The sequence below is a fragment of the Brevundimonas sp. SGAir0440 genome (assembly GCF_005484585.1).
GTDB lineage: Bacteria > Pseudomonadota > Alphaproteobacteria > Caulobacterales > Caulobacteraceae > Brevundimonas.
In genome coordinates this window covers 2,826,014-2,846,092 of record NZ_CP039435.1, presented here as the reverse complement: position 1 = coordinate 2,846,092, position 20,079 = coordinate 2,826,014, and the positions used below count along the sequence as shown (strand labels likewise).

Annotated in this window: 18 protein-coding genes; 4 read left to right on the top strand and 14 right to left on the bottom strand. The window is 65.9% G+C overall.

Going from position 1 to position 20,079, the window contains the following annotated elements; all coding sequences use genetic code 11:
• Nucleotides 1-3: 3 nt before the first annotated feature.
• From greA to E7T10_RS13950, 4 genes are all read right to left on the bottom strand, one after another.
• Nucleotides 4-477, bottom strand: coding sequence for a transcription elongation factor GreA (gene greA / locus E7T10_RS13965; protein WP_017504734.1), 474 nt, complete (start codon nt 475-477; stop codon nt 4-6).
• A gap of 146 nt (nt 478-623) precedes the next feature.
• A complete protein-coding gene (locus E7T10_RS13960) occupies nt 624-824 on the bottom strand; it encodes a hypothetical protein (RefSeq protein ID WP_055752934.1) in 201 nt (66 codons plus the stop codon).
• A gap of 54 nt (nt 825-878) precedes the next feature.
• Nucleotides 879-1,544, bottom strand: a complete 666-nt coding sequence (locus tag E7T10_RS13955) for a glutathione S-transferase family protein (protein ID WP_137722269.1) — start codon at nt 1,542-1,544, stop codon at nt 879-881.
• Between the two features lie 70 nt (nt 1,545-1,614).
• Entirely contained in the window at nt 1,615-1,815 is a 201-nt protein-coding gene (locus tag E7T10_RS13950; RefSeq protein ID WP_137722268.1) for a cysteine protease, read from the bottom strand.
• Nucleotides 1,816-1,943: 128 nt separating this feature from the next.
• Between E7T10_RS13950 and E7T10_RS13945 the strand changes: the two genes are divergently transcribed.
• A complete protein-coding gene (locus tag E7T10_RS13945; RefSeq protein WP_137722267.1) occupies nt 1,944-3,242 on the top strand; it encodes a dicarboxylate/amino acid:cation symporter in 1,299 nt (432 codons plus the stop codon).
• On the opposite strand, the gene E7T10_RS13940 is transcribed toward E7T10_RS13945, so the two are convergent.
• Genes E7T10_RS13940 through E7T10_RS13925 form a run of 4 tightly spaced genes read right to left on the bottom strand, consistent with a single transcriptional unit; the run spans nt 3,232 to nt 7,658 of the window.
• Nucleotides 3,232-3,510 carry a DUF1294 domain-containing protein gene (locus tag E7T10_RS13940; protein WP_137722266.1) on the bottom strand — a complete coding sequence of 93 codons (279 nt, stop codon included), beginning with the start codon at nt 3,508-3,510 and terminating at the stop codon, nt 3,232-3,234. The genes E7T10_RS13945 and E7T10_RS13940 overlap by 11 nt on opposite strands.
• A gap of 47 nt (nt 3,511-3,557) precedes the next feature.
• Nucleotides 3,558-3,986 carry a hypothetical protein gene (locus E7T10_RS13935; protein ID WP_137722265.1) on the bottom strand — a complete coding sequence of 143 codons (429 nt, stop codon included), beginning with the start codon at nt 3,984-3,986 and terminating at the stop codon, nt 3,558-3,560.
• A 35-nt stretch (nt 3,987-4,021) separates the two neighbouring features.
• Nucleotides 4,022-7,321 carry a carbamoyl-phosphate synthase large subunit gene (carB, locus tag E7T10_RS13930; RefSeq protein ID WP_137722264.1) on the bottom strand — a complete coding sequence of 1,100 codons (3,300 nt, stop codon included), beginning with the start codon at nt 7,319-7,321 and terminating at the stop codon, nt 4,022-4,024.
• A 22-nt stretch (nt 7,322-7,343) separates the two neighbouring features.
• Complete coding sequence (locus tag E7T10_RS13925; RefSeq protein WP_038293704.1) at nt 7,344-7,658, bottom strand: ribonuclease E inhibitor RraB; 315 nt, start codon at nt 7,656-7,658, stop codon at nt 7,344-7,346.
• Nucleotides 7,659-8,109: 451 nt separating this feature from the next.
• Here E7T10_RS13925 and E7T10_RS13920 point away from each other — a divergent pair, with 451 nt between their 5' ends.
• A complete protein-coding gene (locus tag E7T10_RS13920) occupies nt 8,110-11,001 on the top strand; it encodes a TonB-dependent siderophore receptor (RefSeq protein WP_210416113.1) in 2,892 nt (963 codons plus the stop codon).
• A 54-nt stretch (nt 11,002-11,055) separates the two neighbouring features.
• Here E7T10_RS13920 and E7T10_RS13915 read toward each other — a convergent pair whose 3' ends face one another.
• Nucleotides 11,056-11,754, bottom strand: coding sequence for an HAD family hydrolase (locus E7T10_RS13915; RefSeq protein WP_137722262.1), 699 nt, complete (start codon nt 11,752-11,754; stop codon nt 11,056-11,058).
• 41 nt (nt 11,755-11,795) lie between these two features.
• Here E7T10_RS13915 and E7T10_RS13910 point away from each other — a divergent pair, with 41 nt between their 5' ends.
• Nucleotides 11,796-12,506 (top strand): SDR family NAD(P)-dependent oxidoreductase, encoded by a 711-nt coding sequence (locus tag E7T10_RS13910; protein ID WP_137722261.1) that lies wholly within the window; start codon nt 11,796-11,798, stop codon nt 12,504-12,506.
• Nucleotides 12,507-12,520: 14 nt separating this feature from the next.
• Nucleotides 12,521-13,828, top strand: a complete 1,308-nt coding sequence (locus E7T10_RS13905; protein ID WP_246846041.1) for a S41 family peptidase — start codon at nt 12,521-12,523, stop codon at nt 13,826-13,828.
• 1 nt (nt 13,829) lies between these two features.
• Here the strand turns inward: E7T10_RS13905 and E7T10_RS13900 are convergent, their stop codons facing one another.
• From E7T10_RS13900 to tkt, 5 genes are all read right to left on the bottom strand, one after another.
• Nucleotides 13,830-14,069: a YbdD/YjiX family protein gene (locus E7T10_RS13900; RefSeq protein WP_066549975.1), complete on the bottom strand. Its 240-nt coding sequence runs from the start codon at nt 14,067-14,069 to the stop codon at nt 13,830-13,832.
• On the bottom strand, nt 14,053-16,140 hold the full coding sequence (locus E7T10_RS13895; protein ID WP_137722260.1) for a carbon starvation CstA family protein: 2,088 nt from the start codon (nt 16,138-16,140) through the stop codon (nt 14,053-14,055). The genes E7T10_RS13900 and E7T10_RS13895 overlap by 17 nt, the downstream gene beginning before the upstream one ends.
• Before the next feature lie 255 nt (nt 16,141-16,395).
• Nucleotides 16,396-17,592: a formate-dependent phosphoribosylglycinamide formyltransferase gene (gene purT, locus E7T10_RS13890; protein WP_137722259.1), complete on the bottom strand. Its 1,197-nt coding sequence runs from the start codon at nt 17,590-17,592 to the stop codon at nt 16,396-16,398.
• A 4-nt stretch (nt 17,593-17,596) separates the two neighbouring features.
• The gene (locus E7T10_RS13885; protein WP_137722258.1) at nt 17,597-17,989 is read right to left on the bottom strand and encodes a VOC family protein; all 393 of its coding nucleotides are present in this window, start codon (nt 17,987-17,989) and stop codon (nt 17,597-17,599) included.
• Between the two features lie 63 nt (nt 17,990-18,052).
• A complete protein-coding gene (gene tkt, locus E7T10_RS13880; protein ID WP_137722257.1) occupies nt 18,053-20,044 on the bottom strand; it encodes a transketolase in 1,992 nt (663 codons plus the stop codon).
• Nucleotides 20,045-20,079 lie beyond the last annotated feature (35 nt).

Below are 20,079 nucleotides of genomic sequence, written 5' to 3'. Positions count from 1 at the left end.
CTGTTACTTCCACTCGACCTTGAGGATCTCGTAGGCCTTCACGCCGCCGGGGGTGTTGACCTCCACGACGTCGCCGACCTCCTTGGAAATCATGGCGCGCGCGATCGGCGAGGCGATCGAGATCTTGCCCTTCTTCACATCGGCTTCGTGTTCGCCGACGATCTGATAGGTGGCCTCTTCCTCGGTGTCTTCGTCCACCACGGTGACCGTGGCGCCGAACTTGACCTGGCTGCCCGACAGTTTGGACACGTCGATGACCTGGGCGCGGCTGATTTTGTCCTCGATCTCGGCGATCTGGCCTTCGATCCAGCCCTGACGCTCCTTGGCGGCATGGTATTCGGCGTTTTCGGACAGGTCGCCGTGCTCACGCGCCTCAGAAATGGCGGCGATCACGCTCGGCCTTTCGACCGACTTCAATTGCTTCAGTTGATCGTCGAGGACGCGGTAGCCCTCGGCCGTCATCGGCACTTTTTCCATTGTGTCGTGATTTTTCTGGTTCGCCCGGAGACTGGAAAGACGCGAGATAAGCACACAAAAGGCCGCGGGGCGGGCGCGGCCGGGCATCAAGACTAGGGTTTCTCGCTCAGCAATTCAAGAGCGTAACGCCCGCCCCGGTTGACCCCTCAGGCGCGGGCCGGCGGTTCGGGCTTGTGGTCACGGCGCAGGACACCCTTTATGAGGCTATAGGCCAGCCAACCCACGGCGGCGAGGCCGGCGAGCATGAAGACGCCCGAAATCAAGGCGGCTCCTGCCGCCATGAAGGCGAGGACGAAGGCGACGGCCGCAGCCAGTCCGGCCACGATCTGAATGGTTTGAAGGCGCATGAGACCTTAACGCCCTCGACCACGGCGGGTTGCGCCGTCGCGATCACGATCCGATCACGCGTAGCTGTAGGGACCGCCGCGTTCGAGCGCGCGCTGATAGGCGGGCCGTGCATGGATGCGGTTCAAAAAGGCCTTTAGGCGAGGCTTGGTCTCGGGGTCGAAGGCGCGGTCGGCGCCCGCCTCGACCGGAAAGCTCATCATGATGTCGGCGGCGGTGAATTGATCGCCCGCGAACCATTCCGAGCGGCCCAGCTCGCTTTCCCAAAAGCCGACATGGGTGCGCAGTTGCGGGTCTACGAAACTGGCGATCGCCTTGTTGGCGACGCCGTGGACGATGGGTTTCAGCAGGGCAGGCGCGCGGCGCGGCAACATGCTGAAGACCAGCTTCAGCAGCAGGGGCGGCATGGCCGACCCCTCGGCATAGTGCAGCCAATAGGTGAAGCGACGGCCGTCCTCGGTTCCCGTCGCCGGACGCAGGCGACTTTGGCCATAGGTATCGAGCAGATATTCGACGATGGCCCCGGTCTCAGCGACCTTGACCGCGCCGTCCTCGATGACAGGCGACTTACCCAGCGGGTGGATCGCCAGCAGTTCTGGGGGCGCCAGCCGGTTTCCGGGGTTTCGTTCGTAGCGAACGACTTCGTAGTCTAGGCCCAGCTCTTCGAGCAGCCACAGGACGCGTTGCGAGCGGCTGTCGTTCAGGTGGTGAACTTTGATCATGGGTCGGCTCCGGGCGGCGAGGCGTGACTATTCGCAACGCCGCCCGAGAAGTCGAGCGGCGATTGCGGCCTCAGCGCGGGCGGCGACCGCTCCAGCGTCCGCGCGGTTGCGGCGCGACCTTGGCCTTGGCGCCTTCGCGGCGGTTGCGCCAGACCTCGTAGGCCAGGGTCGCCAAAGCCAGTTTGCCGGCGTGACGACCGGCGACACGACGGCCGCCCTTGGAGAGCAGCAGGCTGCCGAGGAGGGGAACGAGCTTGTGCAGACGGGACATGAGTGAGTTCCTTTCGTCCCATCAACGCGCGGTGTGCGACCGGGGTTCGCCCTGCGACGACATGAACTGTCAGCGACCGACAGAAGGTTTGGCGCGCGCAATGCGCCAAGCGGTGCTAGCGCTAGGGTATGAGCCAATCCCGCATCGCCGCCTTCTTCACCTCCTTGAGCTTTTTCGTCATCGCGGCCCTGGTCGCCGGCGTCGTCGTCGGCGCCCTGGCGCAAGGGTCGCAGGCCGCCTGGCTGACCGGCGCTCTGGGCGTGGTCGAGAGCCTGGGACAAGTGTGGCTAAACGCCCTGCGCATGACCGTGATTCCGCTGGTGTTCAGCCTGCTGGTGACCGGCATCGTCTCGATCGCCGATGCGGCGGCGACGGGAAGGATCGCGGTGCGGTCGCTGGTGGTGTTCGCCGTCCTGCTGGTCGGGGCGACGCTCTATGCGATCCTGGCGGGGCTGGGCCTGCTGGCGGTCTGGCCGATCGATCCGGGGGCGGGGCGTGGGCTGCTGGCGGGCGTCAGCGCCGAATCCCTGGCGACGGTGGGCGAGGCGGCGCGCACCGACGGCCTGCGCGCCTTCCTGGCCAGTCTTGCGCCGGCCAATGTCATCAAGGCGGCGTCCGACGACGGGGTGCTGGCGGTGGTGGTCTTCGCCGTCGCCTTCGGTTTCGCCGCGACGCGGATCAAGGCCGAGCTGCGACGGCCCCTGGCGGGCTTCTTCGAGGCGGTGGCCGAGACCATGGTGGTCATCGTCCACTGGGTGCTGCTGGCGGCGCCGTTCGGCGTGTTCGCCCTGGCGCTGGGCGTGGGTTTGCGCGCGGGCCTGGGGGTGGCGGGGACGCTGGCCCACTACGTCGCCATCGTCTGCCTCAGCCAGATCGGCCTGATCCTGATCATCTATGTCGTGGCGATCGTGTGGGGGCGGATTTCGCTGGCCCGTTTCGCGCGCGCCGTGGCCCCGGCCCAGGTCGTCGCCGTCTCGACCCAGTCGTCGCTGGCCAGCCTGCCGGTGATGATCGAACGGGCGCGCGACTGGCTGGGCGTGCCGCAGACATCCGCCGGCCTCGTTCTGCCGTTGGCGGTGGCGGTTTTTCGCATCACCAGCCCGGTCGCCAACCTGGCGGTCTGCCTGTACGTGGCGCAGTTGCACGGGGTGGAGCTGGGCCTCGGCGTGCTGATCGCCGGCGGTCTGACGGCCATCGCCGTGTCCATCGCCTCGGTCGGATTGCCAGGTCAGGTCAGCTTCTTCGCCGCCATCGGCCCCATCTGTCTGGCCATGGGCCTGCCGCTGGGCGTGCTGCCGCTGCTGCTGGCGGTCGAGGTCATCCCCGACATCTTCCGCACCGTCGGCAACGTCACCGCCGACCTGGCCGCGACGCGGATCGTGGCGGGCGAGGATGGGGCGGGCGAGGGCGATCGCGCTACAGGATGACCCAGGCGGCGGCGCCCGCCAGCAGGATCAGGTGGAGCAGGACGATCATGCCGAACCGGGTCCTGAACGGCTCCTTGCGCGTCTTGTGGCGCAGGATGTGCTGACCCATCCAGGCGCCCAGCCCGCCGATCAGGCCGAACATCAACAATGTGGATTCTGGCGTGCGCCACAGGCCGGCCTTGGCGCGCCGCTTGTCCCTGGCGAAGGCGAGAAACCCCAGCACTTCGCCGCACAGGATGGCGATCAGGGCGAGGTCGAGATTGGACATCGTCGTGGCTCCGGCGTTCTGCCTAGGGCCGAGCTGCGGCAGCAGCGTCAATCGAAGAGCGTTTGCGTCTGATCCGTCACGAAAATGGTCGTGGGCATCCAACCTGACGTTCTTCGATAGAGTGTGAGCAGCAGAATGACCGGCCCGTTGTTCGTGTCGATTTGGTAGATCACTCGGCAAAGCGTAGGCGTGAGGCAATCAGACTTCGCCAGCGACCAACCCACGATCGAACCGTAGGTTTGGAATATGAAGTTTGTCTGTGCGACAAGATTCTGAACCTCGAGTGCCTTGTTGGCCATCAAGGTATTGGAAAACAAGTCATTGTACGCTTTTGCGGCGTCTCCGGCTTGCAGCGTGCGAAAGAAGCCTTCGACCAAGGGTTTGGCTTCAGCGATAGAGTCCGCAGACATCGGCGTACGTTCGTCGTGCGCGATCGCTGGGGATGCGACTGCGAGCAACGAGGCGGCCGTCAGCATGGCCTTTATCTTCATCTTAATTCGCCCTCACTGCCTCAACCGTAAGATTGTATTGATTTCACGTCTAGGTCGCCAGCCTTGATGGCGCCGATGGCCTGGGCCGCCGCCAGGGCGCCGGCGGTGGTGGTGTAGTAGGGCATCTTCATCATCAGGGCGGTGCGGCGCAGGCTGAAGCTGTCCTGCAGCGACTGCTTGCCCGATGTGGTGTTGAAGACCAGCTGGACCTCGCCGTTCTTCATCGCATCCACGATGTGCGGGCGGCCTTCCAGCACCTTCTTGACCAGCTTCACCTCCAGCCCCTGTTCGACCAGGTAGGCGTGGGTGCCGCCAGTGGCCATCAGGCTGAAACCTTCGGCCAGCAGGGTCTTGGCGGCGTCGACGATGAAGGGCTTGTCCTCATCCTTGACCGAGATGAAGGCGCAGCCCGAGGTCGGCAGTTTGGCGCCGCCGCCGATCTGGGACTTGGCGAAGGCGCGGGCGAAGGCGGGGGCCATGTCGGCCTCTCCCGGCCGCTTGAAGTCCAGGCCCATGACCTCGCCGGTCGAACGCATCTCCGGGCCCAGGACGGTGTCCACCCCGGCGAAACGGGCGAACGGGAAGACCGCTTCCTTGACCGCGATATGGTCGTAGGGCTTGTCCGTCAGACCGAACGATTTCAGCGGCACGCCGGCCATGACCTTGGCGGCGATGGAGGCGATGGGCTGGCCGATGGTCTTGGCCACGAAGGGGGCCGTGCGGCTGGCGCGCGGATTGACCTCCAGCACGAAGATGCGCGGGTTTTCGCTGTGCGGCTCCTCGATGGCGAACTGCACATTCATCAGGCCGCGCACCTTCAAGGCCTTGGCCATTTCGGTGGTCTGGCGCTTCAGCTCGTCCACGATCTCGGGCCGCAGCGAGAAGGGCGGCATGGAGCAGGCGCTGTCGCCCGAGTGGACGCCGGCTTCCTCGATATGTTCCAGCACGCCCGCGACAAAGACCGTCTCGTCGTCGCACAGGGCGTCCACATCGACTTCGGTGGCGCGGTTCAGATAGTGGTCGATCAGGACCGGATCGTCGCCCGAGACGCGCATGGCCTCGTGGACATAGCGGTCCAGCTGCTCGCGGTCGTGGACGATCATCATGCCGCGTCCGCCCAGAACGTAGGAGGGGCGTAGCACGACGGGATAGCCGACCTCTTCGGCCTTCTGCGCGGCTTCCTCGGCCGAACGGGCCAGGCCGTTGGGCGGCTGCCGCAGGCCGATGCCCTCCAGCATCTGCTGGAAGCGTTCGCGATCCTCGGCCAGGTCGATGGAGTCGACGCTGGTGCCCAGGACGGGGATGTCATCCTCTTGCAGGGCGTGTGCCAGTTTCAGCGGGGTCTGGCCGCCGAACTGGACGACGCAGCCGATCAGCTCGCCGTTCGAGCGCTCGACCTCGATCAGCTCCAGCACGTCCTCGGCCGTCAGCGGCTCGAAATACAGGCGGTCGGAGGTGTCGTAGTCGGTCGAGACGGTCTCGGGGTTGCAGTTGACCATGATGCTCTCCACGCCGATCTGGTCGAAGGCGAAGGCCGCGTGGCAGCAGCAGTAGTCGAACTCGATCCCCTGGCCGATCCGGTTTGGACCGCCGCCCAGGATGATGGCCTTCTTTTTGTCCGACGGCTCGGACTCGCACTCGGGGACCTGCCCCAGAGCGCCGGTCTCATAGGTCGAGTACATATAGGCGGTGGCGCTGGCGAACTCGGCGGCGCAGGTGTCGATCCGCTTGAACACCGGGCGGACATTCAGGCCGCGACGGGCGGTCCGGACGGATTTTTCGCTCTGGCCGGTCAGCTGAGCCAGACGGGCGTCGGAGAAGCCCTTGGACTTCAGGCGGCGGAACTCGGTCGGGTCGGTCGGCAAGCCTTTGACTCGCACATGGCCTTCCTCGCGCACAATGTCGGCGATCTGGCGCAGGAACCAGGGTTCGTAGGCGCAGGCGGCGTTGACCTCCTCGACCGTCAGGCCGTGGCGGAAGGCCTGGGCGATGACGCGGATGCGGTCGGGGGTCGGAACGCCCAGGGCGCGTACAACGGCGGCGCGGGCGGTGGCGTCGTCCTCGGCGCCGGCGACGCCTTCGATCTCGACCTCGTCAAAGCCCGACAGGCCGGTCTCAAGCCCGCGCAGGGCCTTCTGCATCGATTCCTGGAAGGTGCGGCCGATGGCCATGACCTCGCCGACCGACTTCATCGAGGTGCCCAGTAGGGGCTCGGATCCCGGATACTTCTCGAAGGCGAAGCGCGGGATCTTGGTGACGACATAGTCGATCGACGGCTCGAACGACGCCGGCGTGACCTGGGTAATGTCGTTGGTCAGTTCGTCCAGGGTGTAGCCGACCGCCAGACGCGCCGCGACCTTGGCGATGGGGAAGCCGGTGGCCTTGGACGCCAGGGCCGACGAGCGCGACACGCGCGGGTTCATCTCGATCACGACCATGCGGCCGTCGGCGGGGTTGATGGCCCACTGGACGTTCGATCCGCCCGTCTCCACGCCGATCTCGCGCAGCACATTGATCGAGCCGGTCCGCATCCGCTGATATTCCTTGTCGGTCAGCGTCAGGGCGGGGGCGACGGTGATCGAGTCGCCCGTATGGACGCCCATCGGATCGACGTTCTCGATCGAGCAGATGATGATGCAGTTGTCCGCCGTGTCGCGGACGACCTCCATCTCGTATTCCTTCCAGCCCAGGACCGACTCCTCGATCAGCACCTCGGTGGTCGGCGACAGGTCCAGGCCGCGCAGGACGATCTCCTCGAACTCCTCGCGGTTGAAGGCGATGCCGCCGCCGGTGCCGGCCAGGGTGAAGGACGGTCGGATGACGGCGGGCAGGCCGACGAACTCCAGCCCCTCCAGCGCCTCTTCCATCGAATGGGCGGCCTTGGAGCGGGGCGATTCCAGGCCCAGCTTGTCCATCGCGTCACGGAACTTCTGGCGATCCTCGGCCTTGTCGATGACCTCGGCCTTGGCGCCGATCATCTCGACGCCGTGCCTGGCCAGGGCGCCGGATTCATGCAGGGCCAGGGCGGTGTTCAGCGCGGTCTGGCCGCCCATGGTGGGCAGCAGGGCATCGGGCTTTTCCTTGATGATGATCTTCTCGACCATCTCGGGCGTGATCGGCTCGATATAGGTGGCGTCGGCCACCTCCGGGTCGGTCATGATGGTGGCGGGGTTCGAGTTGACCAGGATGACCCGGTAGCCTTCCGCCTTCAGCGCCTTGCAGGCCTGGACGCCGGAATAGTCGAACTCGCACGCCTGGCCGATGACGATCGGCCCGGCGCCGATGATGAGGATGGACTTGATGTCTGTGCGCTTGGGCATCGCCAGCTCTTCTTATTGAACGCTAGTGGGTCACGACCGCGCATTCCCAGCCGTCATACTCCAGCTGGAAGGCCGCGGCCCAGGTCTGCATCATGGCCGAGGTCGCCGCAAACGACGCCTCGTCCACCGCCATGGTCGTTTCGAGCACCGTCATGTCGTCGGCGCCGCGCGTCAGAAAGCCGGCGCGCCGGGCGACCTCGTTCAGGTCGCCGTGGTCGCCCTCGCCATAGAAGTAGAACAACGTATGGCGCGGCGTCACGCCGCTGTCGCCCTGTTCGGCCAGCGCCGCGCGCACCATGGCGTCGCGTTCGTCATGACGGATGTCCGAGGCGTCCAAGGGAGTGCGTCGTCCTTCGTTCTCTGTCGTTCTCTGGGCGCGCGAGAAGTCCCCGCAGAGCCTGGCCCTGCGACGCTCACGTCTGCTTGTCGGTTAAGCGGCCCGTTTAGAGAGGGAGGGGCGAGGGGGCAACCGGAAACATTGGCAGCGAGTGCATGATCAAGAGATCAACATGGCAGGGACATAAAGACGCCGCAAAGGACCGGCGCCCTCAAAAGATTATCGAAGTGTCCGCAGGTTTGTGGCCATTATGTTGCGCGATGGACACATTAAGGGCTTGGATCGGGCGATGCAATGGCTCTAGGATTGCCCCCCAAACTCGCGTTCCCCCGCGCGAGTATTAACGCTGCGGCTTGTTCGAAGTTGCTGCGTGATGACTTTGAGAGGTCTTGATTTGACGTATCGTCGTTCTCGTTTGCTGGCCGGCAGCATGCTGTCTGCATTTGGCCTAATGGCGGCGCTTCCCGCCGTTGCTCAACAGGTTCCCGCCGCTGATCAGGAGGCGACGACGGTTGACGAAATCGTCGTGACCGGTTCGCGCATTCCGCGTCCGAATTTGGAGCAACCCACCCCGATTTCGACGGTTTCCCGTGAGACGATCGACAACGCTGGCACACAGAATTTAGGCGATATCCTGGCCCAATTGCCGGCGCTGAGCGCCAACGCCACGGTTCGTGGCAACTCCGACAGCTTCGGCGATGCGGGCGGCTTGAACTTCGCCAACCTTCGCAGCCTCGGCGCCTCGCGTACTCTGACCCTAGTCGACGGAAAGCGTCACGTCGGTGGCGATGCGGGCAGCGCGGCCGTTGATTTGAACGCCATTCCCGCCGCTTTGGTGGACCGTGTCGAAGTCATTACGGGCGGCGCCTCGGCCGTCTACGGTTCGGACGCTGTGACCGGTGTGGTCAACATCATCCTGAAGGACGACTACGAAGGCGGCGAAATGACCGCTCAGTACGGCGGCGCGGAAACTGGCGACGGCAAGGCCTGGTCGGTTAACGGCGTTTATGGTCGCAACTTCCTGGACGGCCGTTTGAACCTTACGGCGACCGCTTTCTACGATCATTCCGACCAAGTGCTGGCGTCAGACATCGACGCCATCAAGAACTGGGGCACAATTCTTAACCCAGACGACACCGGCCCGAACGACGGCATCCCGAACCGCTTCCTGGTTCCCAATGTATTGACCGACTATCTAGACGAGAACGGCGTCATCTTCGACGCTAACACTTCGCAGATCATCAGCGCATTCACTCGCGACGGTCGGCCGGTCGCACAGCAGCCCCGCCTTGGTGAAAACAGCTTCGCTTTCGGGCAGTTCGCCGATTGCGAAACCTGCGCATCACTGGACGACTATGTCGTGCTGGTGCCCAAGACGGATCGCTACGGCGCCAACGTCAGGGGTCGTTTCGACATTACGGACAATGTCACCGCCTATGTAGACGCCAAGTACGTGCGTTCGGAGATTGAAGATTTCGTCCAGCCGTCCTTCACCTTCGGTGAGTACCTGATCGAGCCGGACAACGCCTATATCACGCCCGAGATCGCGACAGTCATCGCCGGTCGCGATGTGACCTTCGGCCGTTTCAACGAAGACATCGGCGTTCGTACCAACGACATCACGCGTGAAACCTATCGCGGTGTGGCGGGTCTGAAAGGCAAGTTCGAGACCGGTCTGGCCGATTTCGGTTGGGATCTGTCTTACAACTACGGTGAGACGCAAAACACCTTCAAGGGCACGGGCAACACCATCCCGGGCAACTATGCTGCCGCTATCGACGCTGTGCGCGCGCCGGATGGCTCCATCCAGTGCCGCGTCAACGTACCTTCGGCTCAAGGCGCAGGCTATCAAGCGCCCGAAGGCATGACTGGCGAAACCTGCGTGCCGTTCAACGTCTTCGGCCGTCAGAACAGCGCAGCGGCAATCGACTATGTCAGCCACGACTCGATCCGCACTCACACCATCACTCAGGAGGTGGTTTCGGGCCTGTTCAACTTCGACACGTCGAAGTTCTTCAACCTGCCGGGCGGCCCGCTGGCCTTCGCCGGGGGCTTCGAGTACCGCAAGGAAACCAGCGAGAATATCAATGACCCGTTCGTGAAATCGGGCCTGTCGGAAACGGCTCCGCAGCCTGACGCCTATGGCGAGTTTGACGTCACCGAAGGCTTCCTGGAGTTCAACGCGCCGTTGCTGGCCGATATGCCGTTCGCCTATCGTCTATCGATCGACGGCGCCTATCGCTACGCCGACTATTCGACCGTCGGCGGTGCAGAGGCATGGAAGGTCGGTGGCGTCTATGCACCGGTTCGCGACATCACCTTCCGCGGAACCTATTCGCGCGCCGTTCGTGCGCCGAACATCACCGAGGCCTTCCTGCCGGCGACGGCGGGCTTCTTCTCGGTTACCGATCCGTGCGACGTCGACAACATTCAATTGGACCCGGATCGCGTCGCGAACTGCGCTGCGGCGGGCGTGCCGGCGGGCTTCAACTCGAACACCAATGCATCGATCGAGGGCGTTTCCAGCGGCAACCCCAATCTGGATGCCGAAGAGGCCGAAAGCTGGACGGCAGGCGTTGTGCTCCAACCGCGGTGGATGCCGGGCTTCAGCTTCACGGCTGACTACTATGACATCCAGATCGACAACGCGATTGCTCTGATCGGTGCTCAGGACATCATCGACAACTGCTATGATGCCAGCGGCGGTCTGGACGGCAGCTTCTGCTCGCTGTTCACGCGCGGCGCCGACGGCAACATCAACTCGGTCTCCACGACCTATGTGAACGCTGCGGCCCTAACGACCAAAGGCTGGGATTTCGAAGTGGCCTACACGAAGAACCTGGAGCAACTGGCTGAGGATCATCCGCAAATGTTCGGCGGCCTGCGCGGTCGTATCACGGCCCAACTGACGGCGAACTATCTCGAAGAACTGAACTTCTTCGCCTTCGCAGATCGTCCTGACGAGATCGATAACAACAAGGGCGAGATCGGCAATCCAGAGTGGTCGTTCAAGTCGCGCGTCGGCTACGTTAACGGCCCGCTGTCCTTGAGCTGGGAAGCCAGCTTCCAGGACGAGGTCGCCAGATTCGAAACTACCCCGACGCCGGGGGTCAGCGGACCGGAGCGCGTCTACCCTTCCTACGTCCGTGCGCAGATGTATCATGACTTCACCGTGCGGTACGCCTTCGACAACGTGCCCTACACGCGCGGCTTCGAGGTGTTCGGCGGTGTCAAGAACGCCTTCGACAAAACCCTGCCTTATGGCTTGAGCGGTAACGGCGAATCTTCCGCTTACGACCTTTATGGTCGTCAGTTCTTCGGCGGCATCCGCGCTCGTTTCTAAGGCGCGAGCCAAGGCTGAAAAAAGAAAGGGCGGCTCGGAAGAGCCGCCCTTTTTCTATGCCGCGATCGTCGTGATCCAGTCGGGAAGTTCGTCGATGCGGGCCAGGGAGACGTAGCGCGGCTCATCTACCGGGGCGTCGGCCAGTTCGTGGGCCCAGGTGATGTGATAGGGGATGTGGACGCCGAAGGCGCCGGCGGAGATGGCGGGCAGGACGTCGGACTTCATGGAATTGCCGGCCATGACGGCCTCGGCCGGGCCCGTGCCGTGGCGGGTGAAGACCCGCTCGTAGGTGGCGCGATCCTTTTCGGAGACGATCTCGACGGCGCTGAACAGGTCGCCCAGACCCGAGGCCGCCAGCTTGCGCTCCTGATCCAGGAGATCGCCTTTGGTGATCAGGACAAGGCGGTATTTTTCGGACAGTTCGGCGACGACCGCATCCACGCCGGGCAGGGTCTCGACCGGGTGGGCCAGCATCTCGCGACCGGCGGCCAAAATCTCGCGCACGACATGGGGCGGGGCGGCGCCGTTCGTCAGCTCCATCGCCGTCTCGATCATCGACAGGGTGAAGCCCTTGATGCCGTAGCCATAGAGACGCAGGTTGCGTTGCTCGGTTTCAGCCAGGCGCGCCTCGATGGTCGCCTCGTCGCCGTGGTCGGCCAGAAGATCGACGAACCGCGCATGGGTCAGGCGGAAGATCGTCTCGTTGTGCCAGAGGGTGTCGTCGGCATCGAGGCCGACCGTGGTGATGCTCATGCCGCGCCCCTATCATGGGACGAAGGCGGAGGGGAGACGCGATGAACGGATCGGCGGTGGTGATCGGGGCGACGGGCGGCATCGGCCGGGCGATGGTCGAGCGAATTGTGGCGGACGGCGCGTTCGAGACGGTGTGGGCCGTGTCGCGCTCAGGCGCGGATTTGGCGGGCGCGCTAGGGTTGGCGGCGGATCTGGAGGATGAGGCCAGTCTGGCGTCCGCCGCCGAACGGATCGGCCAGGGGCCGGCGCCGAGGTTGATCGTCGTGGCGACAGGGGTGCTGCACGACGGACTTCAGCCGGAGCGGTCGTTTCGCCAGTTGGATGCGGAACACCTGTTACGGGACTACAGCGTCAATGCGGTGGGGCCGGCGCTGGCGGCGAAACATCTGCTGCCGCTGATGCCGCGCGACCGACGGGCGGTGTTCGCGGCCCTGTCGGCGCGGGTGGGGTCGATCGCCGACAACCGACTTGGCGGCTGGCACGCCTATCGCGCATCCAAGGCGGCGCTGAACATGATCCTGCGCAATCTGTCGGTCGAGATGGCGCGCAGCCATCCGCAGGCGGTGATCGCCGGTCTGCATCCCGGCACGGTGGCGACGGACCTGAGCGCGCCGTTTCAGAAGGGGGTGGCCGAGGGCAAGCTGTTCACGGCCGACTATTCCGCCGAGCGGCTGCTGTCCGTGCTGTCGAACCTGACCCCGGCCGACAGCGGCGGCGTCTTCGCCTGGGACGGGGTGCGGGTGCCCGAATAGCGCGCAGTCGTGACTTGAGCGAGACGGCCGACTGGCGTCAGATGGTGGTCATGCGTCTGAGCGTTTCCGCCCGGCTTTTCAGCCTTCTGTTGCTCGGCCTGCCGCTGAGCGTTCCGGCCGTGGCCCAACCGATCGATTCGCCGGTTGTCGATCCGGTGGTCGCCACAGCGCCTTCGCGTGACCGCGTGAGGCTGAATCAGCGCGTGTTCGACCGGGTGTGGAGCGAAGTGCGGCGGAGCTATTACGATCCGACCCTGCACGGTGTGGATTGGAACGCCGCGCGGGCGACGTTCCGGCCCCAGGCCCTGGCGGCGAGTGACGAGCGCGGGCTGTACCGCGTCATCAATGCGATGCTGGATCTGCTGGACGACGGTCATGCGGCGGCCAGTCCGCCGGCGGCGGTGCGACGTCAGGAGGCGCAGTTCGCCCGGCGCGCCGTGATGGGCCTGACCCTGATGCGGGGCGAGACGCCGGACGACTGGACCGTCGAACGTGTCCGACCCGGGTCACCGGCCGAGGCGGCGGGGGTGCAGATGGGCTGGGCCCTGAACTCGGTCGACGGCAAGCCCTGGGGACCGGACGTCGAGACCTATGACGGGGTCCCGGTGCAGTTGGTCCTGACCGACGAAGAGGGACAGCGGCGCGAGATCGCCCTGACGCCGCGGGTGATGGAGGCTATCGAGCCGTTCACAGCCGACAAGTCGCGGCCGGGGGTGCTGGTGCTGCGCGTCGAGCAGTTCGACAAAGGCCTGGGCGCCTGGATGGGCAGCGAGTTGGAAGGCCTGCCGCCGGATGTGGACGTGGTGTTGGACCTGCGTGGCAATCCCGGCGGGCGGCTGATGGAGGCGGAATCGGTCCTGACCTGTTTCCTGCCGCGCGATCAGGTCTGGGCGACGCGGACGGGACGCAGCGGTCGGCCGGTGGTGCTGAGGGCGGCGGGCGACTGCGGCGATCGGCGCGATCCCTTGGCCAATGATGTGGCGGTTCTGGTGGATCAGGGCAGCCGCAGCGCCGCCGAACTGACGCCGGCCGCCTTGCAGGAGGCGCGGCGCGGCATCGTCGTGGGCGAGAAGACCGGCGGATCGGTGCTGATCGCCCAAGAGACCAATCTGCCGGACGGCGGGCGGCTGACGCTGAGCCGGGCGGACTTCGTGACCTCGGGCGGGGTTCGGCTGGAGAAGCGGGGGGTCACGCCGGACATCGCCGCGCCGCGCACCGTGGCCCAGCGCCGCGCGGGCGACGACCCGACGCTGGAGGCGGCGATCGCCGCGCTTCGAGCGGAGGAGCGGGCGAGGGCTTCGACCCCCGCCAGCGGCCTCTAGATCAGCAGCATTTGAACCCGCCGGCGCCGCCGAAGCGGCGCTGCTCGTGCAGGCGGAAGAAGGCGGTCTTGTCCAGCGGCGGCTGGTCGGGATGGGTCGCCGCCGCGTGATCGACATAGGCCTGATAATCCGGCTGGCCGATCATGGCGCCGGCCGTGCGCCGAACGCCGCGACCCCACCGCAGGGCGGTGTCGCGGCACAGGCAGAGCAGGTCGTCCTGGACCTCAGGCACGGGCCGCATCCGCCGCCTCGTCAGCCGCCGTCAGTTGGTGGCTTTCCGGATATTCGCGCACCGTCGGGCGGTTGTGCGCATAGGCCTTGCGGCACGCCAGGACGCCATAGACGACCATGGTGACGACCACGAACAGGAAGCCCGCCGTCAGGGTCGAGTTGACGTAGTCGTTGACCACGATGCGGTGCATGTCGCCGATGCTCTTGGCCGGGGCGATCAGTTCGCCGGCGCCCAACGCCTCCTGATACTTGCGGGCGTGGGACAGGAAGCCGATCCGGACGTCCGGGTGGAACAGCTTCTGGAAGCCCGCCGTCAGGGTGCAGATCAGCAGCCAGGTCGCGGGAACGACCATGACCCAGGCGAACTTCTCGCGCTTCATCTTGAACAGGACGACGGTCCCCAGGATCAGGGCGACGGCGGCCAGCATCTGGTTGGCGATGCCGAACAGGGGCCACAGGCTGTTGATGCCGCCCAGCGGATCGACCACGCCGGTATATAGGAAATAGCCCCACAGACCGACCGTCAGGGCCGTGGCGACGACATTGGCGCCCCACGACTTGGTCTCGCGCATCCTGGGCACGGCCACGCCCAGCAGGTCCTGGATCATGAAGCGGCAGACCCGAGTGCCGGCGTCCACGGTGGTCAGGATGAACAGGGCCTCGAACAGGATGGCGAAGTGATACCAGAAGGCCATCATGGCCTTGCCGCCGATCACGCCGGACAGGATGTGCGCCATGCCGACCGCCAAGGTCGGGGCGCCGCCTGCGCGTGACAGGATGGAATGTTCGCCCACGTCGCGGGCCAGCTGCTCAAGCTCTCCAGGCGTGATGTGGAAGCCCCACTGGGCCACGGCGGCGGCGGCGGAGGCCGCATCCTTGCCGATGACGGCCACCGGGCTGTTCATGGCGAAATAGACGGCCGGATCCAGAACCGTGGCGGCGATCAGCGCCATGACGGCGACGAAGCTTTCGCACAGCATGGCGCCATAGCCGATCATCGGGATCTGGGCCTCGTTCTCCAGCAGCTTGGGCGTGGTGCCCGAAGAGATCAGGGCGTGAAAGCCCGACACGGCGCCGCAGGCGATGGTGATGAACAGGAAGGGGAACAGGGCGCCGGCGAAGACCGGGCCGGTGCCGTCGATAAAGGGGGTGACGGCCGGCATCTGCAGATGCGGACGCACGATCAGGATGCCCACGGCCAGGGCCACGATCGCGCCGATCTTCAGGAAGGTCGACAGATAGTCGCGCGGCGCCAGGAGCAGCCACACCGGGATGACCGAGGCGATGAAGCCATAGACCATCATCAGGATCGCCAGGGTCGGGCCGGTCAGGGTGAAGGCCGGACCCCAGAACGGATCGGCCGCGATATGGCCGCCGCCGATGATGGCCAGGATCAGCAGGACGACGCCGATCACCGACACCTCGCCCACGCGGCCCGGCCGCAGGAAGCGGGTGTACAGGCCCATGAAGATGGCGATGGGAATGGTGGCGGCGACGGTAAAGGTGCCCCACGGGCTTTCGGCCAGGGCCTTGACCACAACCAGGGCCAGAACCGCCAGGATGATGACCATGATCATCAGGACGCCGACCTGGGCGATGATGCCGGGGATGTTGCCCATTTCGGTGCGGATCATGTCGCCCAGCGACTTGCCGTCGCGACGCGTGGACATGAACAGGACCATCATGTCCTGAACCGCGCCGGCCAACACGGCGCCGACCAGGATCCACAGGACGCCCGGCAGATAGCCCATCTGGGCGGCCAGCACCGGCCCGACCAGCGGGCCTGCGCCGGCAATGGCGGCGAAGTGGTGGCCGAACAGCACGTTCTTGGGCGTCGGCACATAGTCCAGCCCGTCGTTGCGGCGCATGGCCGGGGTCAGGCGCGCGGGGTTCAGCTGCATGACCTTGTTGGCCAGGTAGCGGCTGTAGAACCGATAGGCGATCGCATAGGTGCAGACGGCGGCGACCACCATCCAGACCGCGCTGATGCTTTCGCCCTGATGCAGGGCGATGATGCCGAGGGACACCGCCCCCAGGATGGCGATGGCGCCGAAGATTATGGGTGTGCTGAGTTTGCCCACGACAGATCCCTCCCGGCCGGCTGACTGCGACCCTCGCGCTTGGTTTGCACCACAATCCCGGACAAGGCCAATCGACTAAAGTCGTAGAAATGAGGGATCAGAAGTCTCCTCCCTGCGGAGCGGGGAGGTGGCGCGGCGCGTCTTCGCGTCGTGACGGAGGGTTTCTGCGACGCTTCACGAGCGCCAATGGGACTGAAGGAACCCCTCCACCGCTTCGCGGTCCCCCTCCCCGCTAGCGGGGAGGAGACGGCGGCGTCAGTTCCGGACGACCTTCACACAGCCTGCAGCTTCACGCGCGCGGTCGCGGGCCTGGTCGACGTCGGCGCCGCGCGCGACAGCCACGCCCATGCGGCGGCGCTCGAAGGCCTCGGGCTTTCCGAACAGACGCAGGTCGGCCGTCGGGACCGACAGGGCTTCCGCGACGCCCTCGAAGGCGATCCCTTGCGCATCCATGCCGCCGTAGATGACGGCGCTGGCGGCGGGCTCGCGCTGGGTCACGTCGACGGGCAGGCCCAGGATGGCGCGGTCGTGCAGCGCGAACTCGCTCATCGTCTGGCTGGCCAGGGTGACCAGACCGGTGTCGTGCGGGCGGGGCGAGACCTCGGAGAACCAGACCTGGTCGCCCTTGACGAACAGTTCGACGCCGAAGACGCCGTAACCGCCCAGGGCCTCTGTGACCTTGGCGGCGATGTCCTGGGAGGCGGCCAGCGCAGCGGGCGTCATGGCCTGCGGCTGCCAGCTCTCGACATAGTCGCCCTTGACCTGGCGGTGGCCGATGGGCGCGCAGAAGTCCGTGCGGGTCGAGCCGTCGGCGTCGCGCGAGCGGACGGTCAGCAGCGTGATCTCGAAGTCGAAGTCGATCCGGCCCTCGACGATGACGCGGGCGCCGGCGACGCGGCCGCTGTCCTGGGCGTAGGTCCAGGCGTCGGCGATTTCATCGGCGCTTTCGACGAAGGATTGCCCTTTGCCCGACGAGGACATGACCGGCTTGACGAAGCAGGGATAGCCGACGGCCTGCGCGCCCGCGGCCAGTTCCTCGGCCGAGCCGGCGAAGGCGTAGGGGCTGGTGGGAAGACCCAACTCTTCGGCGGCCAGTTTGCGGATGCCCTCGCGGTTCATCGTCAGCTGCACGGCGCGGGCGGTCGGGATGACCGTCGCCATGCCGGCGGCCTCGATATCGGCCAGAACTTCGGTGGCGATGGCCTCGATCTCGGGCACGATGAAGTGCGGGGCCTCGGCGAGGATGACGCCGTTCAGCACCTGGGCGTCGGTCATGGGGATGACGTGGCTGCGGTGCGCCACCTGCATGGCCGGCGCGTTGGGATAGCGATCGACGGCGATGACCTCGACGCCGAGCCGCTGAAGCTCGATGGCGACCTCCTTGCCCAGTTCGCCCGAGCCCAGCAGCATCACGCGCACGGCGGTGTCGGAAAGCGGGGTGCCGAGTTTCATGGCGTCAGGCTCCGGTAGCGGGTTCGATCAGGTCCCAGGCGTTGCCGTAGAGGTCTTCGAAAACCACCACCTTGCCATAGGTTTCATGTCGCGGGGTTTCGCGGAAGCGGACGCCGGCGGCAAGCCAGGCGTCGTGGTCGCGCATCAGGTCGTCCGTCTCCAGAAACAGCCAGACCCGGCCGCCGGCCTGGTTTCCGACCTGGGCCTTCTGGGCGTCGGTCGTGGCGCGCGCCAGCAGCAGGCTGGTCTCGCCGCCTTTGGGGGTGACACGCACCCAGCGTTTGCCCCCGCCCCTGTCGGTGTCTTCGCTGAGATCGAAACCCAGCTTGCCGACATAGAAGGCGACGGCCGCGTCATAGTCGTGAACAAGCAGGCTGATCGCGCCGATGCGGCTCATGGCTTCTGCTTTCAAAAAAATCCTCCCCCGTGAAGCGTCGCGCACGGGGGAGTGACCCGGGTTTTACAGCCGCGCCTTGACCGCCGCGACGATGGCGTCCGAGGTGATGCCGAACTTCTCGTACAGAACCTCGGCCGGGGCGGAGGCGCCGAAGCCGGTCATGCCGATGAAGGCGCCGTCCTCGCCGATGAAGCGTTCCCAGCCTTGCTTGATCGCGGCTTCCACGGCGACGCGGACCGTGCCGCGACCGATCACAAAGGCCTGGTAGGCGGCGTCCTGCTGTTCGAACAGTTCGAACGAGGGGACCGAGACGACGCGGGTCGCCACGCCTTCGGCCTCCAAGGTTTCGGCGGCCTTCAGCGCCAGGGCCAATTCCGTGCCGGTGCCGAACAGGGTGGCCTTGGCCTCGCCATTGGCGGCCTTGATCTCATAGGCGCCCTTTGCCGACAGGTTTTCGGTCGCGGCGGCGGTGCGGACGGCCGGGGTCTTCTGGCGCGACAGGGCCAGGGCCGACGGCGCGGTCTTGGTCTGCAGGGCGACCTGCCAGCATTCCATGGCCTCGATGGTATCGGCGGGGCGGAAGACCAGCAGATTCGGAATGGCGCGCAGGGCCGCCAGGTGTTCGACCGGCTGGTGCGTCGGGCCGTCTTCGCCCAGGCCGATCGAATCGTGGGTCAGGACATGGATGGCGCGGACCCCCATCAGGGCGCCCAGGCGGATGGCCGGGCGGCTGTAGTCCGAAAACACCATGAAGGTGCCGCCGTAGGGGATGACCCCGCCGTGCAAGGCCAGGCCGTTCATGGCCGCGGCCATGCCGAACTCGCGGATGCCCCAGTTGACGTAGCGACCTTCATAGGTCGGCGCATCCAGGATCGGCGTGCCCTTGACGAAGGTGTTGTTCGAGCCGGTCAGGTCGGCCGAGCCGCCGACCAGTTCGGGAATGGCGGCGAACAGTTCGTCGAGCGCCGCGCCCGACGACTGGCGCGTCGCCTGGGCCGGCTGGGTCTCGACCAACTCGGCGATCTTGGCGTTCAGGGCGTCGAAGGCGGCCTCGGGCAGGTCGCCCTTCATGGCGCGGGTGAAGTCGGCGGCCTGGGCCGAGGCGGCGAGGCGGGCCTCCCACTTCTTGCGGTCCTTGGCGCCGCGACGGCCGACCTTCTTCCAGGCGTCGGCGATGGTCTGGGGCATTTCGAAGGGTTCGTGATCCCAGGCCAGGCCCAGGCGCGTGGCGGCGATCTCGGCGGCGCCCAGGGCCGCACCGTGCGTCTTGTGGCTGCCTTCCATCGTGGCGGCGCCCTTGCCGATCTTGGTCTTGCAGGCGATCAGGGTCGGCTTGTCCTGACGCATGGCCCACTTCATCGCGCCCTTGATGGCGTTCATGTCGTGACCGTCGATGGCCTTGACCGCCCAGCCGGCGGCCTTGAAGCGGGCCTTCTGGTCGGTCGCATCCGACAGCGAGACCTTGCCGTCGATGGTGATCTCGTTGTCGTCCCACAGAACGTGCAGCTTGTTCAGCTTGTAACGGCCGGCCAGCGCGATGGCCTCCTGCGACACGCCTTCCATCAGGCAGCCGTCGCCGGCGATGACCCAGGTGCGGTGATCGACCAGATCGTCGCCATACTTCGCCGCCAGATGGCGCTCGGCCATGGCGAAACCGACCGAGGTCGCCAGACCTTGGCCCAGCGGGCCGGTGGTGACCTCGACGCCCGGCATGTGGCCGTACTCCGGGTGGCCGGCGGTCTTGGAGCCCCACTGACGGAAGTTAGACAGTTCTTCCTTCGTCGCGCCCTTGTAGCCCGTCAGGTGCAGCAGGGCGTAGATCAGCATCGAGCCGTGGCCGGCCGACAGGATGAAGCGGTCGCGGTCAGCCCAGTCGGGGCGGGAGGCGTCGAACTTCAGGAAGCGGGAAAACAACACCGTGGCGACGTCGGCCATGCCCATCGGCATGCCGGGGTGGCCGGACTTGGCCTTTTCGACGCCGTCCATGGCGAGGACGCGAATGGCGTTCGCCATCTGCTCGGGCGTGGCCTTTGGTGCGGTTTTGGCGTCGGTCACTGTGGAGACCTCTGTTGGGAAGGCGGAAAAAGGGG

What these genes read in the sequence shown, in the direction of transcription:
- E7T10_RS13940 (WP_137722266.1), bottom strand. Translation starts at nt 3,510, where the DNA reads ATGTCCAATCTCGACCTCGCCCTGATCGCCATCCTGTGCGGCGAAGTG.
- carB (WP_137722264.1), bottom strand. Translation starts at nt 7,321, where the DNA reads ATGCCCAAGCGCACAGACATCAAGTCCATCCTCATCATCGGCGCCGGG.
- greA (WP_017504734.1), bottom strand. Translation starts at nt 477, where the DNA reads ATGGAAAAAGTGCCGATGACGGCCGAGGGCTACCGCGTCCTCGACGAT.
- E7T10_RS13910 (WP_137722261.1), top strand. Translation starts at nt 11,796, where the DNA reads ATGAACGGATCGGCGGTGGTGATCGGGGCGACGGGCGGCATCGGCCGG.
- purT (WP_137722259.1), bottom strand. Translation starts at nt 17,592, where the DNA reads ATGAAACTCGGCACCCCGCTTTCCGACACCGCCGTGCGCGTGATGCTG.
- E7T10_RS13920 (WP_210416113.1), top strand. Translation starts at nt 8,110, where the DNA reads ATGGCGGCGCTTCCCGCCGTTGCTCAACAGGTTCCCGCCGCTGATCAG.
- E7T10_RS13885 (WP_137722258.1), bottom strand. Translation starts at nt 17,989, where the DNA reads ATGAGCCGCATCGGCGCGATCAGCCTGCTTGTTCACGACTATGACGCG.
- E7T10_RS13935 (WP_137722265.1), bottom strand. Translation starts at nt 3,986, where the DNA reads ATGCTGACGGCCGCCTCGTTGCTCGCAGTCGCATCCCCAGCGATCGCG.
- E7T10_RS13960 (WP_055752934.1), bottom strand. Translation starts at nt 824, where the DNA reads ATGCGCCTTCAAACCATTCAGATCGTGGCCGGACTGGCTGCGGCCGTC.
- E7T10_RS13955 (WP_137722269.1), bottom strand. Translation starts at nt 1,544, where the DNA reads ATGATCAAAGTTCACCACCTGAACGACAGCCGCTCGCAACGCGTCCTG.
- E7T10_RS13950 (WP_137722268.1), bottom strand. Translation starts at nt 1,815, where the DNA reads ATGTCCCGTCTGCACAAGCTCGTTCCCCTCCTCGGCAGCCTGCTGCTC.
- E7T10_RS13945 (WP_137722267.1), top strand. Translation starts at nt 1,944, where the DNA reads ATGAGCCAATCCCGCATCGCCGCCTTCTTCACCTCCTTGAGCTTTTTC.
- E7T10_RS13915 (WP_137722262.1), bottom strand. Translation starts at nt 11,754, where the DNA reads ATGAGCATCACCACGGTCGGCCTCGATGCCGACGACACCCTCTGGCAC.
- E7T10_RS13900 (WP_066549975.1), bottom strand. Translation starts at nt 14,069, where the DNA reads ATGCGGCCCGTGCCTGAGGTCCAGGACGACCTGCTCTGCCTGTGCCGC.